The organism is Rhodoferax sp., assembly GCF_028689305.1.
Classification (GTDB): domain Bacteria; phylum Pseudomonadota; class Gammaproteobacteria; order Burkholderiales; family Burkholderiaceae_C; genus Rhodoferax.
The window spans coordinates 1-26070 of sequence record NZ_JAQTWM010000015.1; the positions used below are offsets into that span (position 1 = coordinate 1).

The 26070-nt window shown below is 60.9% G+C and carries 23 protein-coding genes; 7 read left to right on the forward strand and 16 right to left on the reverse strand.

Annotated elements, in window-relative coordinates; translation table 11 throughout:
- Window positions 1-209 precede the first annotated feature (209 nt).
- From PHW99_RS05040 to PHW99_RS05065, 6 genes are all read right to left on the reverse strand, one after another.
- A complete protein-coding gene (locus PHW99_RS05040) occupies window positions 210-767 on the reverse strand; it encodes a cysteine hydrolase family protein (protein WP_300174412.1) in 558 nt (185 codons plus the stop codon).
- Between the two features lie 282 nt (window positions 768-1049).
- Window positions 1050-2408: an ATP-binding protein gene (locus PHW99_RS05045; protein ID WP_300174414.1), complete on the reverse strand. Its 1359-nt coding sequence runs from the start codon at window positions 2406-2408 to the stop codon at window positions 1050-1052.
- Window positions 2405-3076 carry a response regulator transcription factor gene (locus PHW99_RS05050; protein ID WP_300174416.1) on the reverse strand — a complete coding sequence of 224 codons (672 nt, stop codon included), beginning with the start codon at window positions 3074-3076 and terminating at the stop codon, window positions 2405-2407. Before PHW99_RS05050 ends, PHW99_RS05045 begins: the two co-directional genes overlap by 4 nt.
- A gap of 24 nt (window positions 3077-3100) precedes the next feature.
- Window positions 3101-3337 (reverse strand): PepSY domain-containing protein, encoded by a 237-nt coding sequence (locus tag PHW99_RS05055; protein ID WP_300174418.1) that lies wholly within the window; start codon window positions 3335-3337, stop codon window positions 3101-3103.
- Window positions 3338-3396: 59 nt separating this feature from the next.
- Window positions 3397-3936: a glycine zipper 2TM domain-containing protein gene (locus PHW99_RS05060; protein ID WP_300174420.1), complete on the reverse strand. Its 540-nt coding sequence runs from the start codon at window positions 3934-3936 to the stop codon at window positions 3397-3399.
- 181 nt (window positions 3937-4117) lie between these two features.
- Entirely contained in the window at window positions 4118-4942 is an 825-nt protein-coding gene (locus PHW99_RS05065) for a helix-turn-helix transcriptional regulator (RefSeq protein ID WP_300174422.1), read from the reverse strand.
- Between the two features lie 84 nt (window positions 4943-5026).
- Here PHW99_RS05065 and PHW99_RS05070 point away from each other — a divergent pair, with 84 nt between their 5' ends.
- Both PHW99_RS05070 and PHW99_RS05075 read left to right on the forward strand, forming a co-directional pair.
- On the forward strand, window positions 5027-6232 hold the full coding sequence (locus tag PHW99_RS05070) for an MFS transporter (protein ID WP_366913045.1): 1206 nt from the start codon (window positions 5027-5029) through the stop codon (window positions 6230-6232).
- Between the two features lie 55 nt (window positions 6233-6287).
- Window positions 6288-8048 carry a thiamine pyrophosphate-binding protein gene (locus tag PHW99_RS05075; RefSeq protein WP_300174426.1) on the forward strand — a complete coding sequence of 587 codons (1761 nt, stop codon included), beginning with the start codon at window positions 6288-6290 and terminating at the stop codon, window positions 8046-8048.
- A 125-nt stretch (window positions 8049-8173) separates the two neighbouring features.
- Here the strand turns inward: PHW99_RS05075 and PHW99_RS05080 are convergent, their stop codons facing one another.
- From PHW99_RS05080 to PHW99_RS05105, 6 genes are all read right to left on the reverse strand, one after another.
- Entirely contained in the window at window positions 8174-9802 is a 1629-nt protein-coding gene (locus PHW99_RS05080) for an ABC transporter substrate-binding protein (protein WP_300174428.1), read from the reverse strand.
- 19 nt (window positions 9803-9821) lie between these two features.
- Entirely contained in the window at window positions 9822-10865 is a 1044-nt protein-coding gene (locus tag PHW99_RS05085) for a dipeptide ABC transporter ATP-binding protein (protein ID WP_300174430.1), read from the reverse strand.
- Window positions 10862-11851 (reverse strand): oligopeptide/dipeptide ABC transporter ATP-binding protein, encoded by a 990-nt coding sequence (locus PHW99_RS05090; RefSeq protein ID WP_300174432.1) that lies wholly within the window; start codon window positions 11849-11851, stop codon window positions 10862-10864. Before PHW99_RS05090 ends, PHW99_RS05085 begins: the two co-directional genes overlap by 4 nt.
- A gap of 11 nt (window positions 11852-11862) precedes the next feature.
- A complete protein-coding gene (locus PHW99_RS05095) occupies window positions 11863-12756 on the reverse strand; it encodes an ABC transporter permease subunit (protein WP_300174434.1) in 894 nt (297 codons plus the stop codon).
- Between the two features lie 2 nt (window positions 12757-12758).
- Window positions 12759-13763: an ABC transporter permease subunit gene (locus tag PHW99_RS05100; protein WP_300174436.1), complete on the reverse strand. Its 1005-nt coding sequence runs from the start codon at window positions 13761-13763 to the stop codon at window positions 12759-12761.
- An 89-nt stretch (window positions 13764-13852) separates the two neighbouring features.
- Window positions 13853-14302 (reverse strand): SWIB/MDM2 domain-containing protein, encoded by a 450-nt coding sequence (locus PHW99_RS05105; RefSeq protein WP_300174438.1) that lies wholly within the window; start codon window positions 14300-14302, stop codon window positions 13853-13855.
- 188 nt (window positions 14303-14490) lie between these two features.
- Between PHW99_RS05105 and rraA the strand changes: the two genes are divergently transcribed.
- Window positions 14491-15012: a ribonuclease E activity regulator RraA gene (gene rraA, locus PHW99_RS05110; RefSeq protein ID WP_300174439.1), complete on the forward strand. Its 522-nt coding sequence runs from the start codon at window positions 14491-14493 to the stop codon at window positions 15010-15012.
- 25 nt (window positions 15013-15037) lie between these two features.
- Here rraA and PHW99_RS05115 read toward each other — a convergent pair whose 3' ends face one another.
- On the reverse strand, window positions 15038-15985 hold the full coding sequence (locus PHW99_RS05115) for a DMT family transporter (protein WP_300174440.1): 948 nt from the start codon (window positions 15983-15985) through the stop codon (window positions 15038-15040).
- Window positions 15986-16178: 193 nt separating this feature from the next.
- Between PHW99_RS05115 and speB the strand changes: the two genes are divergently transcribed.
- Both speB and PHW99_RS05125 read left to right on the forward strand, forming a co-directional pair.
- On the forward strand, window positions 16179-17096 hold the full coding sequence (speB, locus tag PHW99_RS05120) for an agmatinase (protein ID WP_300174441.1): 918 nt from the start codon (window positions 16179-16181) through the stop codon (window positions 17094-17096).
- Window positions 17097-17117: 21 nt separating this feature from the next.
- A complete protein-coding gene (locus tag PHW99_RS05125; RefSeq protein WP_300174442.1) occupies window positions 17118-18419 on the forward strand; it encodes an FAD-binding oxidoreductase in 1302 nt (433 codons plus the stop codon).
- Window positions 18420-18441: 22 nt separating this feature from the next.
- Here PHW99_RS05125 and PHW99_RS05130 read toward each other — a convergent pair whose 3' ends face one another.
- The 3 genes from PHW99_RS05130 to PHW99_RS05140 all read right to left on the reverse strand — a co-directional run bounded on the left by PHW99_RS05130 (window position 18442) and on the right by PHW99_RS05140 (window position 23018).
- Complete coding sequence (locus tag PHW99_RS05130) at window positions 18442-20661, reverse strand: penicillin-binding protein 1A (RefSeq protein WP_300174483.1); 2220 nt, start codon at window positions 20659-20661, stop codon at window positions 18442-18444.
- A gap of 172 nt (window positions 20662-20833) precedes the next feature.
- A complete protein-coding gene (locus PHW99_RS05135) occupies window positions 20834-21223 on the reverse strand; it encodes an NUDIX hydrolase (protein ID WP_300174443.1) in 390 nt (129 codons plus the stop codon).
- Between the two features lie 331 nt (window positions 21224-21554).
- A complete protein-coding gene (locus PHW99_RS05140) occupies window positions 21555-23018 on the reverse strand; it encodes a PLP-dependent aminotransferase family protein (RefSeq protein ID WP_300174444.1) in 1464 nt (487 codons plus the stop codon).
- Between the two features lie 189 nt (window positions 23019-23207).
- Here PHW99_RS05140 and PHW99_RS05145 point away from each other — a divergent pair, with 189 nt between their 5' ends.
- Window positions 23208-24557 (forward strand): glutamine synthetase family protein, encoded by a 1350-nt coding sequence (locus PHW99_RS05145; RefSeq protein WP_300174485.1) that lies wholly within the window; start codon window positions 23208-23210, stop codon window positions 24555-24557.
- A 66-nt stretch (window positions 24558-24623) separates the two neighbouring features.
- Window positions 24624-26033 (forward strand): aspartate aminotransferase family protein, encoded by a 1410-nt coding sequence (locus PHW99_RS05150; RefSeq protein ID WP_300174445.1) that lies wholly within the window; start codon window positions 24624-24626, stop codon window positions 26031-26033.
- Window positions 26034-26070 lie beyond the last annotated feature (37 nt).

The window sequence follows — 26070 nt, forward strand, 5'->3', positions numbered from 1 at the left end:
GATTCCAGCCTTTGAGAAAGTGTTGCCAGACATTCTCAGGGTGAAAGACACCTTTGCCGATGAACTTGGTGCTCAGACTGATGTGGAACTCATTTCCTAGGCAGCACTGATTGTTCATCCCTGGTTACCGCATGGAGTCAGGTATCTTGACGGCCAAGCCCGCGCCATTGCATGGTCCTGTGCTCGCTGGGTATGTTCCAGCGCCCTGGTCAGTGCAGGGCAAATTGCAGGTCGGCGGCAGCAATGGCTTGTACCCTCGGCCCAAAACTGGCGATGTTGGCCAACGTGTGATTGTGGTGCTGGATGATCTGCTCCGCTGACAGATGGGCATTGTGCTCGGTGGTGTGGCCATCCTTGACCAGCACCACTGGGTAGCCCAATGCCAGCGCCCGGCGCGTGGTGGTATCGACGCAGAAATCAGACTGCATGCCGCAGATCACCAGATCGGTCACGCCATGCTGCTGCAGCAGTTCCTGCAAAGGGGTGCGCAGGAACGAGTCCGGCGTGGTTTTGCGCAGGTGCAAGTCGGTGGGGCTGATTTTCAGCCCCTGGGCGAATTGCCAGGTCGGGCTGCCATATTCCAGCTTACCGGAGCTGGACTCATGCTGGATCAGGATCACCAGCGCGCCGGCAGCACGCGCCTTGAGCGAGGCGGTGTTGATCCGGGCAATGACATGTGGTGCGTCAAACACAGCGTGTTCGCCCTCGCAAAGACCTCGCTGGACGTCAATGATGAGAAGTGCGGTGTGTTTGGGAGAATGTTTCATCAATAAGCTTGTGTTCACAACACCGGACTAGGGGGCCTAGACCGAGTGGTTGGGCGGTGTCTGCCCGAAGGGGTAAATAAGCGCATTATCGTGAACCGCATGCTGCACATTCGCCCGCTGCCCCCCTTCGGACTCTCTCATCGACCTAACGGTCATGATTCACTGCGCCTATGCCAGCCTTGGCGCCATGGGCTTGAACTACACTTCGGTAGATCAAACTCCCGAGGACACCGCCAAACGCCTGCGGGGTGTTGGCCAGAACCATCGCCAGCCCGGGCTCACTCACGTTCGCAAGACGATATCGATTTGTGCACCGGTGGTGTCCGCGCCTGAAATCAGCAGTTCACCCCGATGGCTGGCGACCAGGTCCCTGACCACCGTCAGGCCAATGCCATGGCCCGGCACTTGTTCATCCAGCCGCACCCGTCGGTCAAGTACGGCTTGTGGGTCTGCAATGCCTGGGCCATCGTCCGTGACACGGATGTGCAGGCAGTTGTGGTCTGACCAAATACGTGCCGACACCGTCTGCCTGGCCCACTTGGCCGCGTTATCGAGCAGATTGCCCAATATCTCGAAGGCATCACCCTCGTCGATCCGCCAAGTCAGGCTGGTAGGGCAGTCCAGTGTGAAAACCAGGTGCTTGTCGGCATGGACCTTGGACAGCGTGTCGCGAATCCGGGTCAGAACAGGCAGCAGCGCCAGATGTGGGGCAAAGCGCGCTGCACCACTGGCACCTGCCCGGCCCAACTGATGCACCACGATGTCGTCCATGCGAGTGACTTGTTGCGTCACCATGGCGGGAAGTTCTTCGGGAGAATCAAGCGAGGCGCGTAATGCCGCAAGCGGTGTTTTGAGGCTGTGCGCCAGGTCGTCAAGGGCGTCCTTGTAACGTGTTTGCCGCGCACGCTCCTGGTCGATCAGCACATTGAGGTTATGGGTCACGCCAATGAGTTCACTCGGGTAGCGGCCCTCCAGCTTGGCTTGTTCACCCTGTTCGATGCGCTGGATTTCCCGTGCCATCCTCGCCAGCGGGGCCAGCCCCCAGCGTAACAACAGCGCCTGGGCGAGCAGCAGCAGCAGTCCGGCGCCACCCAACCAGCTCCACAGGGTTCGCTCAAAGGCCTGCAACTCACGGTCAAAGGCCGTCTTGTCCTCCAGCACAGAAAAAACCAGCGGCGCCGCCTGCTGGTTGACGGTCCATTTGACGGCATAACTCGCCATCAAAAAGGCTTGACCGGTGTTGGGGCGGGGAGCATGGTGTGCCGGTGGGGCGAGGACAGTGTCAAACTGCCACTGACCTGTCACCTGGTGGCGTTGAAAGGGCAGACTCAGGCCCAGTGTCGAGGACGATTGCCACTCTTCATTTTTACCCGGATTGGCAATGTTGGCGTAGAGACCGGACGCCGGTAGCGACAGGCGCGGTTCGGCCAGGCTCGCCGGCATGATCAGTGAGCCACTGGCATTGAGTTCGGCACCGGCCATCAGCAGATAAATGGTGGTTTGCAGGCGGGCAAAGTGCTGGGCGCGCACGCTGTCAATGTACGCTCGCTGCACGGCCCAGCCAGCACCGGCCAGAAAGGCCAGCAACACCAGAAAAGCGCCCCACACCAGACGTGTTCGGATGGACAGCGGGATTTTCACTGCAGCACAAAGCGGTAACCGCGACCGCGCAAGGTTTCAATCGGGGCGTGGGTGCCATCGGGATCGAGTTTGCGGCGCAACCGCCCCACCAGAACTTCCAGCACATTGCTGTCGCGGTCTTCATCATGGGGGTAAAGGTAGTCAGACAGCTCTTGTTTGCTCACCACCCTGGCCCGTTCGCGGACCAGGTATTCCAGCACCCGGTATTCAAAAGTAGTGAGATCCAGGGCAAGGTCATTGAACTGGGCCTTTTGCGCCGAAAAGTCGATGCTCAACCCACCCAGTGTGAGCACATTGGAGCTGGCTTTGAGCGCTCGACGCAGCAGGGCCTTGACGCGCGCGGCGAGTTCCGGGTATTCAAACGGCTTGACCAGATAGTCATCGGCACCGGTTTCGAGGCCCTTGACCTTGTCCTGCCAACTGCCGCGGGCGGTCAGGATCAGAATGGGCAGGGTAGCGCCTTCCGCGCGAAGGGTTTGCACCACCGTCAAACCGTTGATCCGGGGTAGCCCCAGATCAACAATGGCCAGGTCAAAGGGATATTCGCGCGCCTGGAACAAGCCATCTTCGCCGTCGACCGCCATATCGACGCGGTAGCCGTCCGCTTCGAGCTGGCGCTTCAAGCCAAGTCGCAAGATCGCGTCGTCCTCAATCAGCAGTAGGCGCATGCGGCGTCGAGTCCAGAACTGTTTTTAAAACGTTCGCCCATTGGCGGCATCAACCAGCACGATCCTGATTTCACCCTGAGGGGTGAGCACTTTGACGCGCCAGACCGCCTGGCCGTTATGCTGGGTTTTTTCCACGGCAAGAACACGTCCGCCGCTGCTTTTTTGCGCGGCGGCGGCGGCGTCATCGCGGCTCACTTCGGCCCACACTGGCGTGGCCAGTGCGAGCAGCAAGGCGCTGATCAGGACGATGGGAGCTTTCATGGTGTACCAGGTCTTTGGATGTCGGGGGACGGAATGGTAAACCGGTTACCTCTCTTGCCCTATTGTTCAATCGGATCCACCGTCACCCGCACCGGCAGACTGTTGCCCGGATTGGTGCGCATGAAGGTGGTGTAGTGCTGCCCGCGGTATTCGTAGGTCACGCGATAACCTGTGACGCGTGTTTGTGTGTCGTACACCGTCCGGCAGCGCTTGACTTCCCGTTGGGTGGTGTCATACCGGTCATCGTCGTAGCGGACGCCTTGATCGCGGTTGGCGAGCTGGTCTCCAGCGATGGCACCCAGCACCACACCCAGCGCCGTCGCCGCATCCTTGCCAGTTCCGCCCCCCACCTGGTGGCCTAGAACGCCACCCGCCAGGCCACCAATGATGGCGCCGCCATATTGGCGATCCGCCGGCCTTTCGGAACTGACGCGGTTGTCCCGTTCTCGGATCCAGTGGCTGCTGCATTCATTGCGCGGAACGTTGACGTTCTCGTACTGTGGCTCTGCGTTGCGGACGCGGGCGTTATCGGTATAGGTTTCGGCGTGGGCCCCCATCCATCCGGTGGCAAACATACTGGCAATGACAAGACGTTTCATGACAAGCTCCTTGGGTTGGTATGGGAGCAGTTTGCGCGTGCCTGCCTGAACCATGGCTGAACCAACTCAAAATTGTTTGGTCCATCGGCCACGGTGGAAGTGGCGGACACCGCAGCACGCCTGGCCCATCAAGGTGTAGGGCATAAAACGGCTCTAGCCCAGATAAACAGGCTGCATTAAGCTATTGTTTTAGTAGCGTTTTGCGCTGAAAATGGCTTGGTGCCTTGCCCATGGCCTGTTTGAACATGGCTGAAAAGGCGCTGTCGCTGTGGTAGCCACTGGCGGCGGCGACCAGGGCAATCGGCAGTCCACGCGCCAGTTGGGGCAGGGCATGGGCCAGCACGGCCTGCAGACGCCATTGCTGGTAGGTGGTGCCGAGCTCATCGCGGAACAGCCGTGCCACGGTGCGTTCGCTGGCGCCAATCTCGGCCACCCATTCGCGCAACTGTGATTTCCTGGCCGGCTCACGCAGCACTGCTTCGCACAGCGCCCGCAGGCGTTTGTCGCCGTGTTCGGGGTGGGGCATGGGCACCCCCAGCGCCTGGGTGTCGGCGTGGGTGATTTCGTCCAGCGTGAGGCGCATCAGCGCGTCCTCACGCGGGCCGGCTTCGGCGCCCTCGAGCGCATGGACCAGCTCACGCAACAGCTTGCTCACCACCAGCACCCGGCATTCGGTCCAGTCACGCGGCAGCACGTCGGCGGCAATGTCCACGGTACGCAGTTCAGCCGCCTCCAGCACCACCACGTTGTGCTGCACCTGCGGGGGCAGCCAGACGGCGCGGGTGGACGGCACGATGTAGGTGGTTTGCACCTCGCCTTGCGTCACCGTGACTTGCATGAGGCCGCTGGCGCAGTAGGTGAACTGCGACCAGGGGTGCTGGTGCGGTTCGATGTGGGCATCCATCGCCAGCGCCCGGGCACGGCTACGCACCGGGCGAGCAGCGGTGGGCGGGCGATTGGCCGAGGTGTCAAACGACACCGGTTGCAGACGGGTTTTTCGTTTCATGGCAGGATTTCGGTGATTATTGTCTTTTTGTCGCAATTCTGCGCGTGACCCAGCCCCTACCATTGACGCATGACAAGTACCACCTTGAACCCAAATAGCTTTCCGGTGCCGTTGAAACAGGATGCGACCATCATCGGGCTGGTCGGGCTGGCGCATGCGTCTTCCCACTTCGGGCATCTGCTGCTGCCGCCGCTGTTTCCGGTGTTCATGACGGAGTTCGGCTTGAGTTACTCGCAACTGGGTTTGTTGATGAGTGTGTTTTTTGTGGTGTCCGGTATTGGTCAGGCATCCGCTGGGTTTGTGGTGGACAAGTTTGGGGCGCGCCCGATGCTGTTTGCGGCACTGGGTCTGTTTGTGCTGGCCAGCGGGCTGGCTTCGGTGGTGACGGGGTATGCCGGCCTGCTGGTTGTGGCCGCTCTGGCCGGCTTGGCCAATGCCACGTTTCACCCGGTGGACTTCACGATCCTGAACCAGCGGGTCTCGGCCCCGCGCCTGGGTTACGCCTTCAGTGCGCATGGCTTGACCGGCAACCTTGGTTGGGCCACCGCACCGGTTTTTTTCGCCAGCATCACCAGCCTGTCCGGTTGGCGCACGGCGTACCTGGGCGCTGCCGGCCTGTTTGTGGTGGTACTGGTGCTGTTATGGCTGAATCGCGACCAGCTTAGCACCCGGGCGGTGGTGCACCATGCCGATACGCCGGCTGAGCACAGCATGGCCTTCATGAAGCTGCCGGTGGTGTGGTGGTGTTTTGCTTTCTTTTTGCTGTCAACCATGACGCTGGCGGTGATACAGAGTTTTTCGGTGTCGATCCTGAAGGCCATGCACGGCATCAGTTTTGAGTCGGCCACGTTCACGGTTACCGCCTATATGTTGTGTGGCGCACTGGGCATGTTTGTTGGCGGCTTTGTGGCAGCCACCTCGCGTCACAGCGACCGCGTGGTGGCCCTGTCGATGGCGGCGGCGGCGGTGTTGCTGGCCTTGTGCGGTGCTGGCATTTTTGGCCCCACCTTGACCATGGTGGTGCTGGCAGCCACCGGGTTTGCCGTGGGCATTGGCGGCCCATCGCGGGACATGATGATCAAGAAAGCCACGCCCAAGGGCGCCACCGGCCGGGTCTACGGTCTGGTGTATTCGGGACTGGACACGGGGTTTGCCATCTCGCCGCTGGTCTTTGGCGTGTTCATGGACCGGGGCTGGTACAGCGCCACCTTGCTCGGCGCCGCGCTGGTGCTGCTGCTCAGCGTCGTGGCCGCGCTCGGGGTGGGGCGCCGCACGGTGGCGCGGGCCTGACGCGCCCTGGTGCCAGCGGTTCAGCCGCTGGTGTTTCATTGCACAATCCCCGGCTATGAATACAACCAATCCTCCTGAAATTGCCGGCCATCTGCTGGTGCAGTGTTTGATCAGCCAAGGCGTGACCCATGCGTTTGGCGTGCCGGGTGAAAGTTATCTGGCGGTGCTGGATGGTTTTCACCATTACCGCGACCAGATCCAGTTCATCATCAACCGGCAGGAGGGGGGCGCGGCCTTCATGGCCGAGGCGCACGGCAAGCTCACACGCCGACCAGGTGTGTGTTTTGTGACCCGGGGGCCGGGCGCCACCAATGCCTCGATTGGGCTGCACACGGCATTTCAGGACAGCACGCCGATGGTGTTGTTTGTCGGTGATGTGGCCAGCGACACCCGTGACCGTGAGGCGTTCCAGGAGGTCAATTACCTGAGTTTTTTTGGCCCCAGCACCAAAGGCATGGCCAAGCTGGTGGAGCGGATTGACGATGCCAGGCGCATCCCCGAATACGTGGCCCGTGCCTTTGCCACGGCCATGAATGGCCGCCCGGGTCCGGTGGTGCTGGTGTTGCCGGAAGACATGCTGACGCAGGCGATTGAGCCGCCACGGGGTGGGACGCTGCCAGCCGTGTTGCCGAAGTTGTCTGCGGTTGAGAGCTATATGGGCCCTGAGCCCACGTCAATATTGCGTGACATGCTCTTGAAAGCGAAGCAGCCTTTGGTGATTGCCGGTGGCAGCGGCTGGTCGCCAGCGGCGGCGCAGGCGCTGCAGCATTTTGCGCAGGTCTGGCAGTTGCCGGTGGCCAATGCGTTCCGGTTTCAGGACACGTTTGACAACCACCACCCGCTGTATGCCGGTGATGTCGGCATTGGCATCAACCCGAAGCTGGCCGCACGCATCCAGGCCAGTGACCTGATCCTGGCGCTGGGTCCACGCCTGGGGGAGATGACCACCGGCGGCTACACCCTGATCCAGGCGCCGAGGCCGCGCCAGACGCTGGCGCATGTGCACGCCAGCGCCGAGGAGCTCAACCGTGTTTTTCAGGCTGACCTGGCCATCCACGCCAGCATGCCGGCGGCGGCTCGGGCCTTGCAGGCCCTGCCCGCGCCAACCACCGTGCCGTGGCTGGAATGGGCCCAGGCCTGCCATGCCGACTATCTGGCCGGGCTGCAGCCCACCGTGATCAGTGCCTTGCCGGCAGACACTGAACGCGGGGTGGTCCAGATGCCGCAGATCATTGCCACACTGCAAAAGCACTTGCCGGTGGATGCGGTGTTGACCAATGGCGCTGGCAACTTTGCCAGCTGGTTGCACCGGTTCTACCGCTACCACGGCCTGGCCAAGGGCGGCAAAACCCAGCTGGCGCCGACCAATGGCGCCATGGGTTATGGGGTGCCGGCCGGGATTGCAGCGGCCATCACCAGCGGACGGCTGGCGTTCACGATTGCCGGGGACGGCGACTTTTTGATGAATGGGCAGGAACTGGCGACCGCCGTGCAATATGGCGCCAAGACCATCATTCTGCTGCTCAACAACGGCATGTACGGCACCATCCGCATGCACCAGGAACGGGAGTATCCCCAGCGGGTCACCGGCACACCGCTGCGCAACCCGGATTTTGCGGCGCTGGCGCAAGCCTATGGTTATGCCGGGGTGCGTCTGACCCGCACTGAACAGTTTGAAACCGAGCTGCTGGCCGCGCTGGCGCGTGAGCAGGGCACGTTGATCGAGTTGATGCTGGAGCCCGAGGCCATCAGCACCCGCGGCACCTTGAGTGACATCACCCGGGCGGCGCTGGCGCGTCAGCTTGATCGGCCTTGATTTGCTACAAATAGGGAAGCTGTTCAGGCTTGTTTTATGCGGGCTAGAGCCTGTTTTGATGCATAAAAAAAGCCAGCTTGCGCTGGCTTTTGTTTGGAAGCCGGTGTCACCCGGCACGGTTCACATCACTTGATGTCCACACCGTAGAACACGTGGGAGCCAAACGGGCTGATCTTGAAGTCAACCACTTCCTTGCGCACCGGCTTCAGGGCCACGGCGTGGGCAATGGTGAACCAGGGCGCCTGCTCCTTGAAAATCACCTGGGCTTTTTCGTAGAGCTTGGTGCGCTCAGCCTGGTTGGACGTGATCTTGGCTTTGGCGATCAGGTCTTCAAATGGCTGATAGCAGAACTTGGCCACATTGGAGCCGTTGGACTTGGCTGAAGCGCAGCCCAGCAACACGTTCAGGAAGTTGTCCGGGTCTCCGTTGTCACCGGTCCAGCCCAACATGCCCATTTGGTGTTCACCGGCCTGCATGCGCTTGCGGTATTCACCCCACTCAAAACTCTTGATCTCGGCCTTGATGCCAACCTTGGCCAGGTCCGCCTGCATCAGCTCGGCAATCCGCTTGGCGTTGGGGTTGTAGGGGCGTTGCACCGGCATGGCCCACAGATCGGTGGCGAAGCCATCTTTCAGGCCAGCGGCAGCCAGCAGCTTCTTGGCTTCGTCCGGGTTATAGGCATCGTCCTTGACCGACTTGTTGTAAGACCACAGGGTTGGCGGAATCGGGTTGGTGGCGGGGATACCGGTGCCCAGGTAAACCGCGTCGACGATCGCCTTCTTGTTGATGGCCATGTTAACGGCCTTGCGCACACGCACGTCGTCGAACGGTTTCTTGGTGGTGTTGTAAGCCAGGTAACCCACGTTCAGGCCTGGTGCTTCCAGCACGGTGACCTTGGCGTCCTTGCGCATGGCAGGCACGTCCGCCGGGTTGGGGTAGGGCATGACATGGCACTCACCCTTTTGCAGCTTGGCCCAGCGTACCGAGGCGTCGGGGGTGATGGAGAACACCAGGTCGTCAATCTTGGCCTTGCCAGCCCAGTATTGGGGGAAGGCCTTGTAGCGGATGATGGCGTCCTTCTGGTATTGAACCAGCGAGAAGGGGCCGGTGCCAATCGGCTCCTGGTCAATCTTCTCGGGGGTGCCGGCTTTCAGCATGGCAATGGCGTATTCCTTGGACTGGACACCGTTGTGCGGCATGGCCATGTTGGCCAGGAACGGCGCCTCAGGCGCGTTCAGTGTGATCTTGACGGTGTATTCATCCACCTTCTCGACCGACTTGAGCAGCTTGGGCATGTCCATGTCGTCGAAGTAGGAGTGGTTGGAGCTGGTGACCTTGAAGTAGGGGTCTTCTTTCTTCCACTGACGCTCAATCGAGAAGATGAAGTCGTCGGCGTTGAAGTCACGTGTCGGCTTGAAGTTTTTGTTCGAATGCCATTTCACACCTTTGCGCAGATGAAAGGTGTATTCCTTGCCGTCTTTGGAGATGTCCCATTTTTCGGCCAGGGCAGGCAGAACCTTGGTGCCGCCACGCTCGAACTGGACCGGGGTGTCATAAATCTGCAGACCGGCGTCAAACGAGGTGCCGGTGGTGTTGATGCCGGGGTAGAAGTTTTCCGGGCTGCCTTCGGAGCAGTAGACCAGGGTTTTGGCCGATACCGGCGACAGGGCCAGCAGGGCTGGGAGTGCCAAGGCGCACAAGGCCGTGCGCTTGAGCACAAACTTGGGGCTTGCCGTTGTTTTGGAATTTGTCATCTTGTGGACTCCTGACAGGTTAATGCTGCTCTGCAGCGGGTTGGGTAAATTGTTCAGCCAGATGACAAGCAACTTGCCTGCCAGCCAGCTCGCGCAGGACTGGACGTTCGTTTTGGCAACGTTCGGTGACATGCGGGCAGCGGGTCGAAAACACACAGCCGTTGGGTGGGTTCAGCGGTGACGGCAATTCACCCTTGAGGACAATGCGCTGGCGTGGTGCGCCCGAGCCCACAATGCCGGGCGTGGAAGCCAGCAGCGCCTGGGTGTAGGGGTGCAGTGGCTGGGCAAAAATGGTGGTCTTGTCACCCTGCTCCATGGCGTGGCCCAGGTACATCACCAGCACCTCATGGGCAATGTGGCGCACCACACCCAGGTCGTGCGAGATGAACAGGTAGGCCAACCCCAGGTTGCGTTGCAGATCGGCCAGCAGGTTGAGTACCTGGGCCTGGATCGAGACGTCCAGCGCCGACACCGGTTCGTCGGCCACGATCAGCCCTGGTTTGAGCATCAGCGCGCGGGCGATGGCGATACGCTGGCGCTGGCCACCTGAGAACATGTGTGGATAGCGGTCATAGTGCTCGGGTCGCAGCCCCACCAAGGCCAGCATGGCGCGCGCCTGCTCGGCGCGCTGACTGGCGTCCAGCGCGGTGTTGATTTCGAGCGGGGCTTCGAGGATGGCGCCGATTTTTTTGCGCGGGTTGAGCGAGCCGTAAGGGTTCTGGAACACCAGTTGTACGGTGCGGCGCAAGGCCTGGTGGTCTTTGGCGTTGACCTGCATCACGTCAACCTCGCCGAGCTTGAGCTGGCCGGCAGCCGGGGTTTCAATCAGCGACACCATGCGCGCCAGGGTGGATTTGCCACAACCGGACTCGCCCACCACGGCCAGGGTTTTGCCGGGCAACACGGCAAACGAGACACCACTGACCGCCTGCAGATGGTCGGCTGGGCGAAAGGCGCCATGGCTGATCTTGTAGACCTGCTTCAGGTCACGCGCCACCACCACGGGTTGTGTTGCTGTGACCTGGCCTGCGGACTCCGGGAAAAGGGTGGATGGGGTGCTCATGCCAAGGCCTCCTGCGCCAGCGGTGTGGTGGCCAGTGGGGTATGGCAGCGCACCATACCGGCTTGCCATTCACGCAGGTTGGGGCGTTCGTCGCGGCAGTGTTTATTGGCGTAGATGCAGCGCGGGGAAAACAGGCAGCCGCCGGGTCGGTCATACAGGCCGGGCACCATGCCGGGGATGGTGGCCAAGCGGGTCTGGCCATCACTGCGCTCGGGCATCGCCGCCAGCAGCGCCTCGGTGTAGGGATGTTGCGGCGCTTCAAAAATATCGAGGGCGCTGCGTTCCTCCATGATCTGGCCGGCATACATCACGGCCACACGCTGCGCCATCTCGGACACCACCCCCATGTTGTGGGTGATCAGTACCAGCGCCATGTTGCGTTCTTTTTGCAGGGTGCGCAGCAGGTCCAGGATCTGGGCCTGGATGGTCACGTCCAGCGCGGTGGTGGGTTCGTCGGCGATCAGCAGCTTGGGGTTGCAGGCAATCGCCATGGCAATCATCACGCGCTGGCTCATGCCGCCCGAGAGTTGGTGTGGATAGATGCCCAGGCGGCTTTCCGGTGCTGGAATGCCGACCTGCTCCAGCAGCTCAATCGAACGCCGACGGGCCGCCGCCTTGTCCAGGCCCATGTGCAGCCGCAGGGTTTCGGCCATCTGGAAACCCACTGTGAAACAGGGGTTCAGGCTGGTGGTGGGGTCCTGGAAAATCATGGCCATGTCTTTGCCGATGAGCTGCCGGCGCTCACGCTCCGACACTTTCAGCAGGTCATGGCCATCAAAGTTCAGTCGGTCGGCGGAGATTTGTCCCGGATAGGCCACCAGACCCATCAGCGCCATCATGGTGATGCTTTTGCCGGAGCCGGATTCACCCACAATACCCAGGACGTCGCCAGCTTCCAGGGACAGGCTCACACCGTCGACCGCGTGCATGACGCCGGTCTTGGACGGGAACCGGACGGACAGATTGTCGATTTCGAGAAGTGCCATCAAAAAGTCTTTCAGCGCTTGAGTTTCGGGTCAAACGCGTCGCGCAAGCCATCACCCAACAGGTTGAAGGCCAATACCGTGATCAAAATAGCCAGACCCGGAAAGGTGACCACCCACCAGGCGCGCAGCACAAATTCGCGTGCATCGGCCAGCATGGTGCCCCATTCGGGGGATGGGGGCTGAGCGCCCAGGCCCAAAAAGCCCAAGGCGGCGGCATCCAGAATGGCGGCAGAAATACCCAGCGAGGCCTGCACAATCAACGGTGCCGTGCAGTTGGGGAGCACTTCGCTGAACATCAGCCGCAGATGGCTGGCGCCGTTCATGCGGGCAGCGGTCACGTAGTCGCGCGACATCTCGGAAATCACCGCCGCGCGGGTGATCCGAACGTAATGCGGCAGCACCACCACCGCCACCGCTAGCATGGCATTCATCAGGCCCGGCCCGAGAATGGCCACGATCACGATCGCCAGCAACAGGCTGGGCAGTGTCAGGATGATGTCCATCAGCCGCATCACGGCGATTTCGAACACCCCCCGGAAGTAACCAGCGGTCAGACCCAGCACGGTGCCAAAGACCACCGACAGTGTCACCACGGCCAGGCCAATGGCCAGTGACAGGCGTGAGCCGTGGATCAGCCGCGACAGGATATCGCGCCCGATGGCATCGGTGCCCAGCAGGTGGGCGCTGGAGCCGCCTGTTTGCCAGGCCGGCGGGGTCAGGAAGACGCTGGCGTCGGTGGCATCAGGGGCGTAGGGCGCAATCCAGGGGGCAAAAACAGCCATCAGCAGGACCAGCACCACAATCACCAGTCCACCAACGGCGCCTTTGTTGGTTTGAAAATAGTCCCAGAACTCGCGCAGCGGGTGCGGGGGATGATGGAGAGAGGTATCAGCAACAGTGGTCATGGTCAGTGCCTGATTCTGGGGTTGATGATGCCGTAAGTGACATCGACGAGCAGGTTGACCAGCATTACCATGCTGCCCAGCAGCAGGATGCCGCCTTGCAGCACCGGGTAATCACGACGGCCAATGGCCTCGATCATCCATTTGCCAACACCAGGCCAGGAAAAAATGGTTTCAGTCAGGATCGCGCCCGTGAACAACACGCCGATTTGCAGGCCGATCACGGTCACCACCGGGATCATGGCATTGCGCAGTGCGTGCAGGCCCACCACCCGAAAACTCGACAGGCCCTTGGCACGGGCGGTACGGATGTAGTCCTCTCCCAGCACTTCCAGCATGGCCGAGCGGGTCATGCGGGCAATCACCGCCAGCGGATTGGTGCCCAGCACAATCATGGGCAGGATCAGGTGGGTCACCGCTGACCAGAAGGCGTCCCTGTCACCGGCCAGCCAGGTGTCGATCAACAGAAAACCGGTCACTGGCTCCACAAAATATTGCACGGCAATGCGCCCGGACACCGGGGTCAGGTCCAGTTGCACCGAAAACAGCAGGATTAGCAGCAGGCCCCACCAGAAAATGGGCATGGAATAACCGGTGAGGGACACCCCCATCACGCCATGGTCCAGAAAGGTGTTGCGCTTGACCGCCGCCACAATGCCGGCCGGAATGCCAATGATCAGGGCAAACAGCATGGCACTGAGCGCCAGTTCGATGGTGGCCGGAAACAGCGCGGTGAATTCGTTCAGAACAGGCGCGTGGGTGATGATGGAGTTACCCAGATCACCTTGCAGCACACGGCCAATGTAGATGCCGTATTGCACCAAGATCGGGCGGTCCAGCCCGTAGGCCTTGAGCAATTCGGCGTGGCGTGCCGCGTCAATGCCGCGTTCACCTGCCAGGGTTTCAATGGGATCACCGGGAACCAGTCGGATCAAAAAGAACGCCACCAAGGTCATGCCGATAAAGGTCGGCACGATCAGACTGAAGCGTGTGAGAAGAAAACGCAGCATTGAGGACTAAAAGTTGAAGGTGGCTGGCATCATGCCACAACGAAAAAGCCGACTGACGTCGGCTTTCCCACAGTTTGACAATGCTGGAGTTACTTCAAGTGCTTGCCAATCAGGCCGGCCATTTCAAACATGGTGACCTGTGCCTTGCCAAACACTTCCTTGAGTTTGGCGTCAGCATTGATCAGGCGCTTGTTGACTTGATCCTGCAGTTTGTTGTTCTTGATGTAGACCCACATTTGTTTGACCACTTCGGTGCGTGGCAGAGCCTTGGCGCCGACGATGGCAGCCAGTGCGGTGCTCGGCGTCAAGGCTTTCATGAACGCAGCGTTCACAGTGCGCTTGGCAGCGGGTTTCTTGGCGACTGCTTTTTTGGCTGGAGCGGCCTTGGCTGCTGCTTTCTTGGCTGGTGCTGCCGCTTTTTTGGCGGGGGCTGCCTTCTTGGCTGGCGCAGCGGCCTTTACCGGCACAGCTTTTTTGGCTGGAGCGGCTTTGGTGACAGGAGCAGCTTTTTTAGCTGGCGCTTTTTTTGCAGTTGCCATGGTATGTTGTCCTATTGAAAGTTGATCAATCCCCAGCAAAGTCAGCTTGCTTGCTGGTTGGAGCGGATGCTACTGGAGAAACCCCGGTTTTCCAAGGGGGAAGACGATAAATTCACGCTGTGTCGTCTGATTTTGTGGCTGTATGGCCCACAACCTACAATTTTTCTTTTTTTCAGAGGAAGAACCCCATGCCTTTCAGCCTGGCCACCTGTGATTTGTGTGACGCACACAAACAAGACTCCCCCGAGATCTTTCGGGTTCTGCCACCGGTCTTTCGTGATTTCGGGGCACGGTATGTGTTTGCCGGACCGGTGACCACGGTCAAGTGTTTTGAAGACAACTCCCTGGTCAAGGCGGCGGTGGACTCATGTGGCTTCATTGACACACCCCAGGGGAGGGTGGGCAAAGTGCTGGTGGTGGATGGTGCCGGTTCGCTACGTCGCGCCCTGCTGGGGGGCAACCTGGGCGCAGCGGCAGCGCGCAATGGCTGGGCCGGTGTGGTGATCGACGGTTGTGTGCGCGACGTGGCCGAGCTGGCGCCGTTGGAGGTGGGTATCCGCGCCTTGGCGGCCATGCCCATGCCCACCGAGAAACAGAACCAGGGTCTCAAGGACATACCGGTGCAGATCCAGGGCGTCTGGGTGCGCCCGGGTGACTGGCTGTATGCCGATGCCGACGGCATGGTGGTGAGTGCCACGCAACTGGCCTGAGGCCAGCGGCGCATCCGGCGGGCGCTCAGGCCGGTGATCTGCCCTGTGGCACTGGCAAGGTTGCCAGCACCACACCGACCAGGCATAGGCCGAATGCCAGCAGTTGCAGGCCGCTCAAGCTTTCTCCGAGGACCAGCACCCCCACGGCGGCAGCTGATATCGGCAGCATCACGGTAAAGACACCGGCCTGTGCCGCTGGCACGGTTTTCAGGCCGGTCATCCATAACCAGACGGTCCAGACACTGGCCGCCAAGGCGTAGAACACCAACAGCAGCCAGACGTTGTGACTGATACGGGCAAAGTCAAAAGCCCAGGCGGCGTAGAGTCCCATCGGGGTCATCAGGGCAAAACCCCACAGATTGATCAGCGCCGTGATGCGTTTGGGGGACACACTGCCGGTGAGCTTCTTGCCGATCACCGCATAAGCGGCTTCACATACCACGGCGCCAAACACCAGCAGGTTGCCAAGCCACGCGGTTTTGTGAGAAAAATGACCCTCTAGCCCGGATGTAACCTGCGTCGATAGCTCTTGTTTTGATAGCGAAAATAGCCCAATGCCGATGGCTGCCAGCCCAATCGCTGCGGCGACCCGCGGGCTGATGCGTTCGCGCAGAAAAACCCGGCTCAGCAGTGCCACCACCGCTGGTATCGCGGCCATGATGACGCCGGCTGACACGGCGGTGGTCATGCTGACACCAAACAACATGCAGATGGTGAACATGAAGTTGCCCAGAAAGGACTCCAGAAAAATCAGTTGACGGGTGGTGCGGCTCATCGGCGGTTCACTGGCGGGTTTGATCAGCCAGTGCGGCATGGCCAGTGCACCAATGCCAAAACGCAGCCAGGCCAGCAGGAACACCGGCAGCGCCGCCGCCAGCGGTTTGGACAGCGCCACATAACTGCCCACCAGGGCCATGCTCAATGCCAGCAACAGATAAGCCAGCCAACGTGGGGGAGCGACAACGGTTTTCATGGAGGTCAGGACCAAGGGTGTTCAATCACAAAACATGCATCATGCCTGAATGTGGACTGCGCCTTGGCGGGTGGCATTGGATTGTTGCAGGCGGTCTGAATTGGCACCACCGCCGGGGTCAAAAATGGGGAAACTACCAGCACTCGACCAGGGGCGCCTTGATGCGCCTGGACTGATTTTCAAGGACTGTGTGATGACCTCTCCCCGTTTTGCCTACGCCAATGCCACCAATAGATTTTTGGCCGCGCCCGAGCTGCAGCAGCAGCCTTTTGCGGTGGTGGGTGTGCCTTTTGACGGTGCTGTCACCCACCGCCCGGGGGCCCGTTTTGGCCCGCAGGAGATTCGCCGTGCCAGCCTGATGCTGTGTGATGGCATCCACCCCCACTTCAATGTAACGCCCTTGGGTTGGCTGGGTGACGGCTATGACATGGCCCTACCCAATGCCTCGCCGCTGGCCGAGGTGCGCCAGTGCATCCAGTCCCAGGCGGCAGCCCTGATGGCGCGTCACCACTGTGTCTTTCTGGGCGGCGACCATTCGGTCACGCTGGCGCTGCTGCGTGCGGCGCGCGCCCAGTTTGGCGAACTGGCGCTGGTGCATTTTGATGCCCACTGTGACACCTGGAGCGACCATTTTGGCGAGCCATCCGGGCATGGGACCTGGACCTATGAAGCCATTCAGGAGGGGCTGGTCAGCCCACACCACACGGTGCAGATTGGCTTGCGCTCCAGTGGGGAGCGGGCTGTGCGCGACTATGTGCAAGCCCAGGGTGGGCTGATCTTCACCGCCCGGCAATTACGCGGGCTCGACGGCGCCGCGCTGCAGGGTGTGGTGGCGCAAATTTGCCAGCGCCTGGGCCAGCGGCCGTGTTATCTGACGCTGGACATTGATTGCCTGGACCCGGCGTTTGCGCCCGGGACCGGGACCCCTGAACCGGGTGGCCTGAGCAGCTCCCAGCTGTTGACACTGCTGGAGGACCTGGCGCCACTGAACATGGTGGGCATGGACTGTGTGGAAGTGGCGCCGGCGTATGACCATGCCGAGCTGACCAGCAACGCTGCCGCCACACTGGTCTGGACTTATGTGTGCGGCCAGGTGGCCAAACGGGCCTGAGGCCCTGGACAAGGATTTGCCATGCTGCTCAATTCAGATACCCAGCTCAATCAACACAGTTATTACGAAGCCAGTGTGCAGCGTCCGCCCCTGCAGCCGGCCTTGCAGGAAGACCTGTCGGTGGACGTGGTGGTGGTCGGTGCCGGTTATGCCGGCCTGTCGGCGGCGATTGAACTGGCACGCCGGGGCTACCAGGTGGTGCTGCTGGAGGCCGACCGGGTCTGCAGTGGTGCTTCCGGGCGCAACGGTGGTCAGGCGATTGTGGGTTATGCCAGCGGGCAGGCGCCGTTTGAACAGCAACTGGGGCCGAAGCAGGCCCGGCTGGCCTGGGACCTATCGGTGCAGGCCGTGCAACTGATTGATGAACGGGTGCGCGAATTCCAGATCGACTGTGATCTGGTCAAAGGGTATCTGTACGTGGCCGACTCGGCGCGCAAGGCCCGCGCACTGGAAGCGGACATGGCCACCATGACGCGTGACTATGGTCTGGTCACCGAACTGGCGACCGGGGCCGACGTCCAGCGTCATATTCAAAGCCCACGTTATTGCGCCAGCGCGTTTGAGTCCATTTCCGGGCATCTGCATCCGCTCAAATATGGCTTGGGGCTGGCCCAGGCCGCGCAGCAACTGGGGGTGCGGATTTTCGAGCAAAGTGCGGTGCTGCGGCTGGACCGTGGCGCGCGCCTGATGGCCCACACGGCCCACGGCAGCGTGAGCGCCCGTTTTGGTGTGCTGGCGGGCAACTGTACCCTGCCCGAATATGGCGCCCAGGTGGCGCCGGAGCTGCAGGCGCGGATCATGCCGGTGGGTACCTACATCATTGGCACGGCGCCGCTGGATGCCGCACTGTGCCAGCGCCTGTTGCCCAGCAACGCTGCGGTGTGTGACAACAATTTCATCCTGGACTACTTTCGCTTCAGTGCCGACCATCGCATGCTGTTTGGCGGGCGGGTGAGTTATTCCACACGCACGCCAGCCAAGCTCAAGGAGCTGATGGCGCAGCGTCTGGGCCAGGTTTTCCCGCCACTGCAAGGTGCGCCCATCGATTTTGTGTGGGGTGGGTTTGTTGACATCAGCATGAACCGCGCCCCCGACTTTGGCCGGCTCGGCGACAACCTCTATTACCTGCAGGGGTTCAGCGGCCATGGTGTGGCGCTCACCGGTCTGGCCGGGCAGCTGGTGGCCCAGGCCGTGGCCGGGCAGGCCGAGCGTTTTGATGTGTTCGCCCAATTGCGGCACCACCCGTTTCCGGGCGGGCCACTGCTGCGCACACCCAGTCTGGTGCTGGGTATGCTCTATCACCGGTTGCTGGATCGGTTGTGATGGGCGTGGCCGGTCACGAACATCAGCGCCGATAGAGGTCCAGATCGCGTAGTTCGTCCAGGTCCAGGGTGCGCACGGCACCGGCGTTCACATACTCGTCCAGCATCCAGTCCCCTTGGGACTGCGATACCCCACCGGGCTGAGGTGTCTGGGACGGCGGTTTGCCATTGAGGGTGACGCGCATGAAATCGGTCCATATCGGCAGCGCCAATGTGGCGCCAAACTCGCGCCCGCCCAGAGATTGGGGTTCGTCATATCCCATCCAGGCCACGGCGGTGGTGGCACCGCAGTAGCCGGCAAACCAACCATCAATGGCATCGCTGCTGGTGCCGGTCTTGCCAGCCAGGTCCTGGCGCCCCAGCGTCTGCGAGGCACTGGCCGCTGTCCCAGTGAGGGTCACTTCGCGCAGCATGCTGTCGGTGACAAAGGCGTTGCGGCCATCCAGCACCCGTGCCGTCTCCTGCCCCGGCGGCGCTGGCTTGGCCTCAAACAACACCGCGCCGCGTGTGTCCGCCACCTTTTGGATCAGATAGGGGGTGACTTGAAAACCGCCGTTGGCAAAGACCGAATAAGCCTGCGCCATTTGCAGCGGCGTGACTGCGCCTGTGCCCAGCGCCAGCGTGTAGTTCACGGGTTGTTTGGCGACATCAAAGCCAAAACGCGATAAAAAGTCATGGGCGTAGGGCGGCGTGATGGCGCGCAGCAGGCGTACCGCTGCGACGTTTTTCGACTGGGCCAAGGCGGTACGCAAGGTAATGGGGCCGGCGTAGACATCGTCATCGTTTTGGGGCTGCCAGGGTTGGCCACCGGTTTCTGCGCTGCTCAGGGTCAGCGGGGCGTCGTTCACCAGCGTGCCCGGAGAAAAACCTTTTTCCAGCGCGGCCGAATAGATGAACGGTTTGATGGTTGACCCGGGCTGACGCCAGGCCTGCGTCACGTGGTTGAGTTGACTGGCATTGAAATCAAAGCCCCCCACGAGGGCGCGGTAGGCACCGGTCTGATTGTTCAGCGCCACAAAAGCGGCACCCACAGCGGGCAGTTGTGAGATCTTCCAGCGGCCGTGGCCATCGTTGGTCACCCGGATCACCGAGCCTGGCCTGAGCTTGATCGCTGCCGCTGCATTGGACGCCAGCGCCGCTGCGGCCCAACGCAAGCCGTCAGCGTTCAGTTCGATCTCCTCGCCGTTGGCCAGCATCGCCCGCACCAGTTTGGGCGAGGCCGTGAGAATGACGGCAGACAAGAGCCGGTCACTGGACGGGTGTTTCTGCAAGGTGGCTTCGATCAGCTTCTGGCGTTCAGCGGGGTGGCGCGGCAAGTTCACCTGGGCTTCGGCCCCCCGGTAGCCATGCCGTTGGTCGTAGGCCATGACATTGCGCCGCACGGCATCATAAGCAGCCTCCTGGTCGGCCTGGACCAGGGTGGTGGTGACGACGATCCCGCGGGTATAGGTTTCTTCCTTGAACTGGGCATAAATCGCCTGCCGCACCATTTCAGCGGCATAGGGCGCATGGCTGTTGAATGCCTGGCCCTGCGTGAGCACATGCAGGTTTTCCTGCAGCGCCGATTTGTATTGCGCGTCGTTGATGTAGCCGAGTTCACGCATGCGTTTGAGCACCAGCTGCTGGCGCTTTTGCGCACGTTTGGGGTTGACCACCGGGTTGACGTTGGCGGGTGACTGAGGCAGGCCAGCCAACATGGCCATCTGCGCCAGGCTCAGTTCATTGAGTTTCTTCCCGAAATAGATCCCGGCTGCGCTGCTGAAGCCATAAGCGCGTTGCCCCAGGTAGATCTGGTTCATGTAGAGCTCAAGGATTTGGTCTTTGGTCAGCGCCCGCTCGATTTTGTAGGCCAGCATCACTTCAGTCAGCTTGCGGGAAAACAGCTTTTCCTTGGTCAGGAAAAAGTCCCGCGCCACCTGCATGGTGATGGTGGAAGCCCCCTGTTTGAGACCACCACTCAGGTCGGCCACCACCGCGCGCGCCACCCCCTTGAAGTCCACGCCGCCATGCTGGTAGAAGCGGGCGTCTTCAATCGCCAGCAGCGCTTGTTTCTGCAGCAGCGGAATGTCCTTGATCGCGACAAAGTCACGCCGCTCCTGCCCAAATTCACCAATCAGCACGTTGTCACTGGTGTAGATGCGCAAGGGAATTTTGGGCCGGTAGTCCATCAAGGCGTCAAGACTGGGCAAGTCCAATGGCGTGGCGGCAAAGGTGACGGGCACTGCCAGTGCCCACAACATCATCAGGCGGGAAAGGAAAACGGGGAGCAACGGTTTCAAGATCAAATGGGACACAAGTCAGGCAAGAGCGGCGCGAGGAACCGCGACAAAGGGCAGACTTTAATGGTTGTTTGCGACCGTGCAGGTAAGTGTTTGTAAACGGCCTTGGGCCCAGGGCCTTCAGCAAGCGGCCGGCTCAGGCTGTCCCGTCTGGAACAAAACCCTGAAGGACCAGGGTCTTGAGCGGTTGAAAAAGTGTCTCAGGCATGGCGTTCCAGCGAAACCAGCGCCAGGTCCGGCATTTGGCCGGTTCCATGACTTGGGGTTGTGCCCCATTGGCGGTGGCTTGCACGAAGACCGTGACGTAGTGCTTGCCCTCGGCAAGCATGAGGTCATTGGTGTACGGTGCTGCAGAGACCGTTTGAAGCAACAAACCGGTTTCTTCCAGGGTCTCTCTTCGAGCACAATCCTCAACGGATTCGCCGAATTCCAGATGGCCGCCTGGCAACGCCCAGGTGCCGGCGCCATGTGAGCCCATGCGCTCGCCCAAAAGAACGAGTCCATCCCTGACGATGATGACCCCCACACCAACGCGAGGGACTGCGGCGGACGGTTGGGTTGGCATGTCTCAGATGGTGCGGAAGGTTGGCAGATGGAAACGTTTGGCAATCTGCCGTGTTGCCAGGCGAAAAAGGCCAGGTCACCTGCGCGGCTGATCAAGCGGGGTGAATGGGATGGCATCATAACGGGATCATGCAGCGGCGGCGGGTATGGGCAAACGCCTTGCCATAGCCAGATCACGATAACGGGTCTGTGACAAGCGGATAATTTTTGTAAAAATGGCCTTTAGCCCGCATATTTATTCCGCATGATGCTACATAAAATATAGCAAATGACCGATTCAATCTGTCAGGGTTTCAGGGCGCCAGTTCTTGCGCCAGCGCTTTGGCCAGGACCGGGCCAAAGTGTTCGATTTCGGCCAGCGGCGCGTAGCCGTAGCCAATGATCAGGCCTTTCATGTCGTGGCGTTTGAGGCAGTAGGCCGACAGCGGCCGCACGATCAGGCCGAGGGTGCCGATGTGTTGTGCCAGCGCCTTGTCGTTGATGGCATCGGGCAGGCGCAGGCACAGGTGCAGGCCCTGTTCGGCGCCGGTGATGTAGGCACTGTCACTCAGGCAGGGTTGCAAGGCCGCCAGCAGGCAGTGGCGGCGCTGGGCATAACTCTGGCGGGCCTTGCGCAGGGCGCTGGCAAAGTGGCCCATGTCGATGAATTCGGCCAGCGCTGCCTGCACCGGAATCTGGCCGGGCCGGTTCAGGTCGTAGTGGGTGCGTTTGAGTGCTGACGCCAGCCCTTTGGGGACCACCATATAACCCAGTTTGAGGCCGGGGTAGAGCACTTTGGAAAAGGAGCCGAGGTAGAGCACACGTTCTTCGGTGTCGAGTCCGGCCAGTGACGAAATCGGCGGACCGCTGAAGCGGAACTCGCTGTCGTAGTCATCCTCCAGCACCCAGGCACCATGCTGGCGCGCCAGCGACAGGATCTGGTGGCGCCGTGCCAGCGACATCACGGCCCCGGTGGGGTACTGGTGAGAGGGGGTGACGTAGATCAGCTGGGGTGGTGTGCTGTTGTCCCTGGGGTGCGGGGCGATGCCCTGGTCATCCACCGGCACCGGGTGCAGGTTCAGGCCATTGGCCATGAAGGCTTTGCCCGCGCCCCAGTAGGCCGGGTCTTCCAGCCAGACGGTGTCGCCCTGATCGGCCAGCAGTTGTGAGCACAGCTCCAGCGATTCCTGGGTGCCGCTGGTGATGATGACCTGTTCCATGTCCACCGGCACACTGCGAAACACGCGCAGGTAGTCGGTGATGGCCCGTCGCAGAGGGGCGTGGCCGCCAGCGCTGCTGTAGTCCAGCATGTCCGGGTAGGTCATGCGCCAGTGTTTGTTCTGCAGCCGTTGCCACAGGGCCACCGGGAAGGCGCTGAAGTCGGCAATACCCGGGGTGAAGGGCTGGATTTCGAGTTCGCTGGCGCAAAAGCGGCTGCTCAGGGCTTGGCCGCGATGGGACAGGCGATCCGGCGCGCGGACCGGCTGGCGCGACTGGCGTGCCGGTGGCTGGGGCACCTTGGGGTTGACATACGTGCCGCTGCCGACGCGGCTGATCAGGTAGCCTTCCACCGTGAGCTGGTTCAGCGCCGCCACGACCGTGTTGCGTGACAGTTGCAGGTCCTGCACCAGATCGCGGCTGGAGGGCAGGCGCTCTTCGGCGACGAGTTTGCCGTCCAGGATGGCGCGGCGCAGGGCCTCGTACAGCTGCCGGTGCAGGGGCAGCCGGGTTCGTTGGTTCAGACGGTTGATTTCCGTGAGCAGAAGTTCGGACAACATGTGGGGCAGCAGAGTGGTCGCGGTACAGCGCTTGTTTGGCAGGGTTGTGATCACACCAGAAAGTGGCACCTTTGATTTGAATCAAATGGCTCTGATTTTGAACCAATTATCCCCGCACAATGCGCTGGCAAACAGCAGCTAACCAGCATTCAGCTGTTTCAGGAGCATCAAGTGAATGACAAAAAATCAATGAATTTCAACGATTTGGAGCAATGGCTCAATGAGCGCCACGTCACCGAGGTCGAGTGCCTGGTGCCCGACTTGACCGGTGTGGCGCGCGGCAAAATCCTGCCGCGCGGCAAGTTCACGGAGGATCGTGGCATGCGTTTGCCGCAATCAGTGGTGGCCATGGGGGTGACCGGCGAGTTTCCTGAGAGCGGGCCGTATTACGACGTGATTGACCCGACCGACCGCGACATGCAGTTGCGGCCGGACCCGTCTACGGTGCGGATCGTGCCCTGGGCCACCGACCCCACGGCGCAAGTGATTCACGACTGTTTTGACCACCAGGGCAATCTGGTGCCGTTTGCCCCGCGCACCGTGTTGCGCCGCGTTTGTGACCTGTTTGCCGCCGAAGGCCTGCAGCCCATTGTGGCGCCTGAGTTGGAGTTTTACCTGACGGCCCGCAACACGGACCCCAACACGCTGCTGCGTGCGCCGGTGGGCCGCAGTGGCCGCGCCGAGACGTCGCGCCAAGCCTACAGCATCGACGCCGTCAACGAGTTCGACCCGCTGTTTGAAGAGATTTACGACTACAGCGACAAGATGGAACTCAACGTCGACACGCTGATTCATGAGATTGGCGCCGGGCAGATGGAGATCAATTTCTTCCATGCCGAGCCGCTGGGGTTGGCTGACGAGGTGTTTTTCTTCAAGCGCACGGTGCGTGAAGCGGCCTTGCGTCATGACATGTACGCCACTTTCATGGCCAAACCGATTGCCGGTGAGCCCGGCAGCGCCATGCACGTGCACCAGAGCATTCTGGATGTGGCCACTGGCAAGAACATCTTCAGCAACGATGACGGCACGCCGTCGGATGCCTTCATGCACTACATCGGTGGGCTGCAGCGCTACATTCCGGCGGCCATGGTGCTGGTGGCACCGTATGTGAACAGCTACCGCCGGCTGTCGCGCAACACGGCGGCACCGATCAACATCGAGTGGGGTTATGACAACCGCACCGTGGGCATCCGCTCACCGATTTCATCGCCGGCGGCCCGGCGCGTGGAAAACCGGGTGATTGGCGCCGATGCCAACCCTTATGTGGCACTGGCCATGACCTTGGCCTGCGGTTATCTGGGGCTCAAGAACAAGATCAAGCCCAAGGCCGAGATGAAGGGTGACGCTTATCTGTCGCCCTACGCCTTGCCGCGCAGCCTGGGTGATGCGCTGGAGTGGCTGCGTCGCGAGTCCGACCTGCATGAGGTGCTGGGCAAGGAATTCATCACCGTGTATTCGGAGATCAAGGAACTTGAGTTTGATGAATTCATGAAAGTGATCTCACCCTGGGAACGTGAACATTTGCTATTACATGTATAGCAATATAACGTTATTTTATCTGGGCTAGAGCCCAATTTTGTTTGTAAAACATCGGAACGCTGACTTATGAACGTTATGACCTCGGCCACTTCGCTGACCACCCAAGATATCCAGACTCTGGACAGCGCCCACTTCATCCATCCGTTCACTGACCACGGTGATCTGGCCACCCGCGGGGCGCGCATCATCACCCGCGGCGAGGGTCTGTATATCTGGGACTCCGAGGGTGAAAAGATTTTTGACGCCATGAGTGGTCTGTGGTGTGTCAACGTGGGTTATGGTCGCAAGGCGCTGGCGGAGGCGGCGTACCAGCAGATGATGACGCTGCCGTTTTACAACAGCTTTTTCCAGACGACCAATGTGCCGGCCGTGCAGCTGGCAGCCCGTCTGGCCGCGCTGGCGCCCAAGGTGGATGGCCGCAGTTTCGAGCATGTGTTTTACTCCAGCAGCGGTAGCGAGAGCAATGACTCCAATGTGCGCATGGTGCGCCGTTACTGGGACTTGCTTGGCCAGCCGCAGCGCAAGGTCATCATCAGCCGGCACAACGCCTATCATGGCAGCACCATGGCGGGGGCCTCACTGGGCGGCATGAGTGGCATGCACGCGCAGGGTGATTTGCCGATTCCCAACATCACGCACATTGAGCAACCGTATTTTTACGAGCTGGGCCGTGCTGGTGAAAGCGCCGAAGAGTTTGGTTTGCGTGCGGCGGGTTGGCTGGAAGAAAAAATCCTGGCAGTCGGCCCTGACAAGGTCGCGGCTTTTATCGCCGAGCCGATACAGGGGGCTGGCGGTGTCATCATTCCGCCAGCCAGCTACTGGCCTGAAATCCAGCGCATTGTGGACAAATACGGCATTTTGCTGATCAGTGATGAGGTGATTTGTGCCTTTGGCCGTCTGGGGCACTGGTTTGCTTATGAACGCTTTGGGTACAAGCCCGATCTGGTGACTTTTGCCAAGGCCGTCACCAGTGGTTATATCCCTTTGGGCGGGGTCATGGTGGGGGACCGTGTGGCCAAGGTGCTGATTGAAAAGGGCGGTGAATTCAACCACGGCTACACCTACAGCGGCCACCCGGTGGCCTGCGCGGTGGCGCTGGCCAATCTGGACCTCATGGAGCGGGAGCAATTGCCGCAACGGGTGCGCGGCGAGATGGGCGACTACCTGGCCAAACGCTACGCCGAACTCAATGACCATCCGCTGGTGGGACAGACCGAGACCTGCGGTTTTGTCGCTGGCCTGGTACTGGTCAAGAACAAGCAGACGCGGGAGCGTTTCCCGGCCGAGGTGGATGTCGGCATGGTGTGCCGAGGCCATTGTTTCCGTCACGGGCTGATCATGCGCGCGGTGGGTGATCGCATGATCATCGCCCCGCCGTTGACCATGACCCATGCCGATATTGATGAATTGTTGCGCCTGATCCGTCAGGCGCTGGACCTGACCCTGCAGGAATTGACCCAAAAGGGACTGGTCTGAAAATTTTTGCCCAGGATTTGTCTGGTCTGGTTTTTGC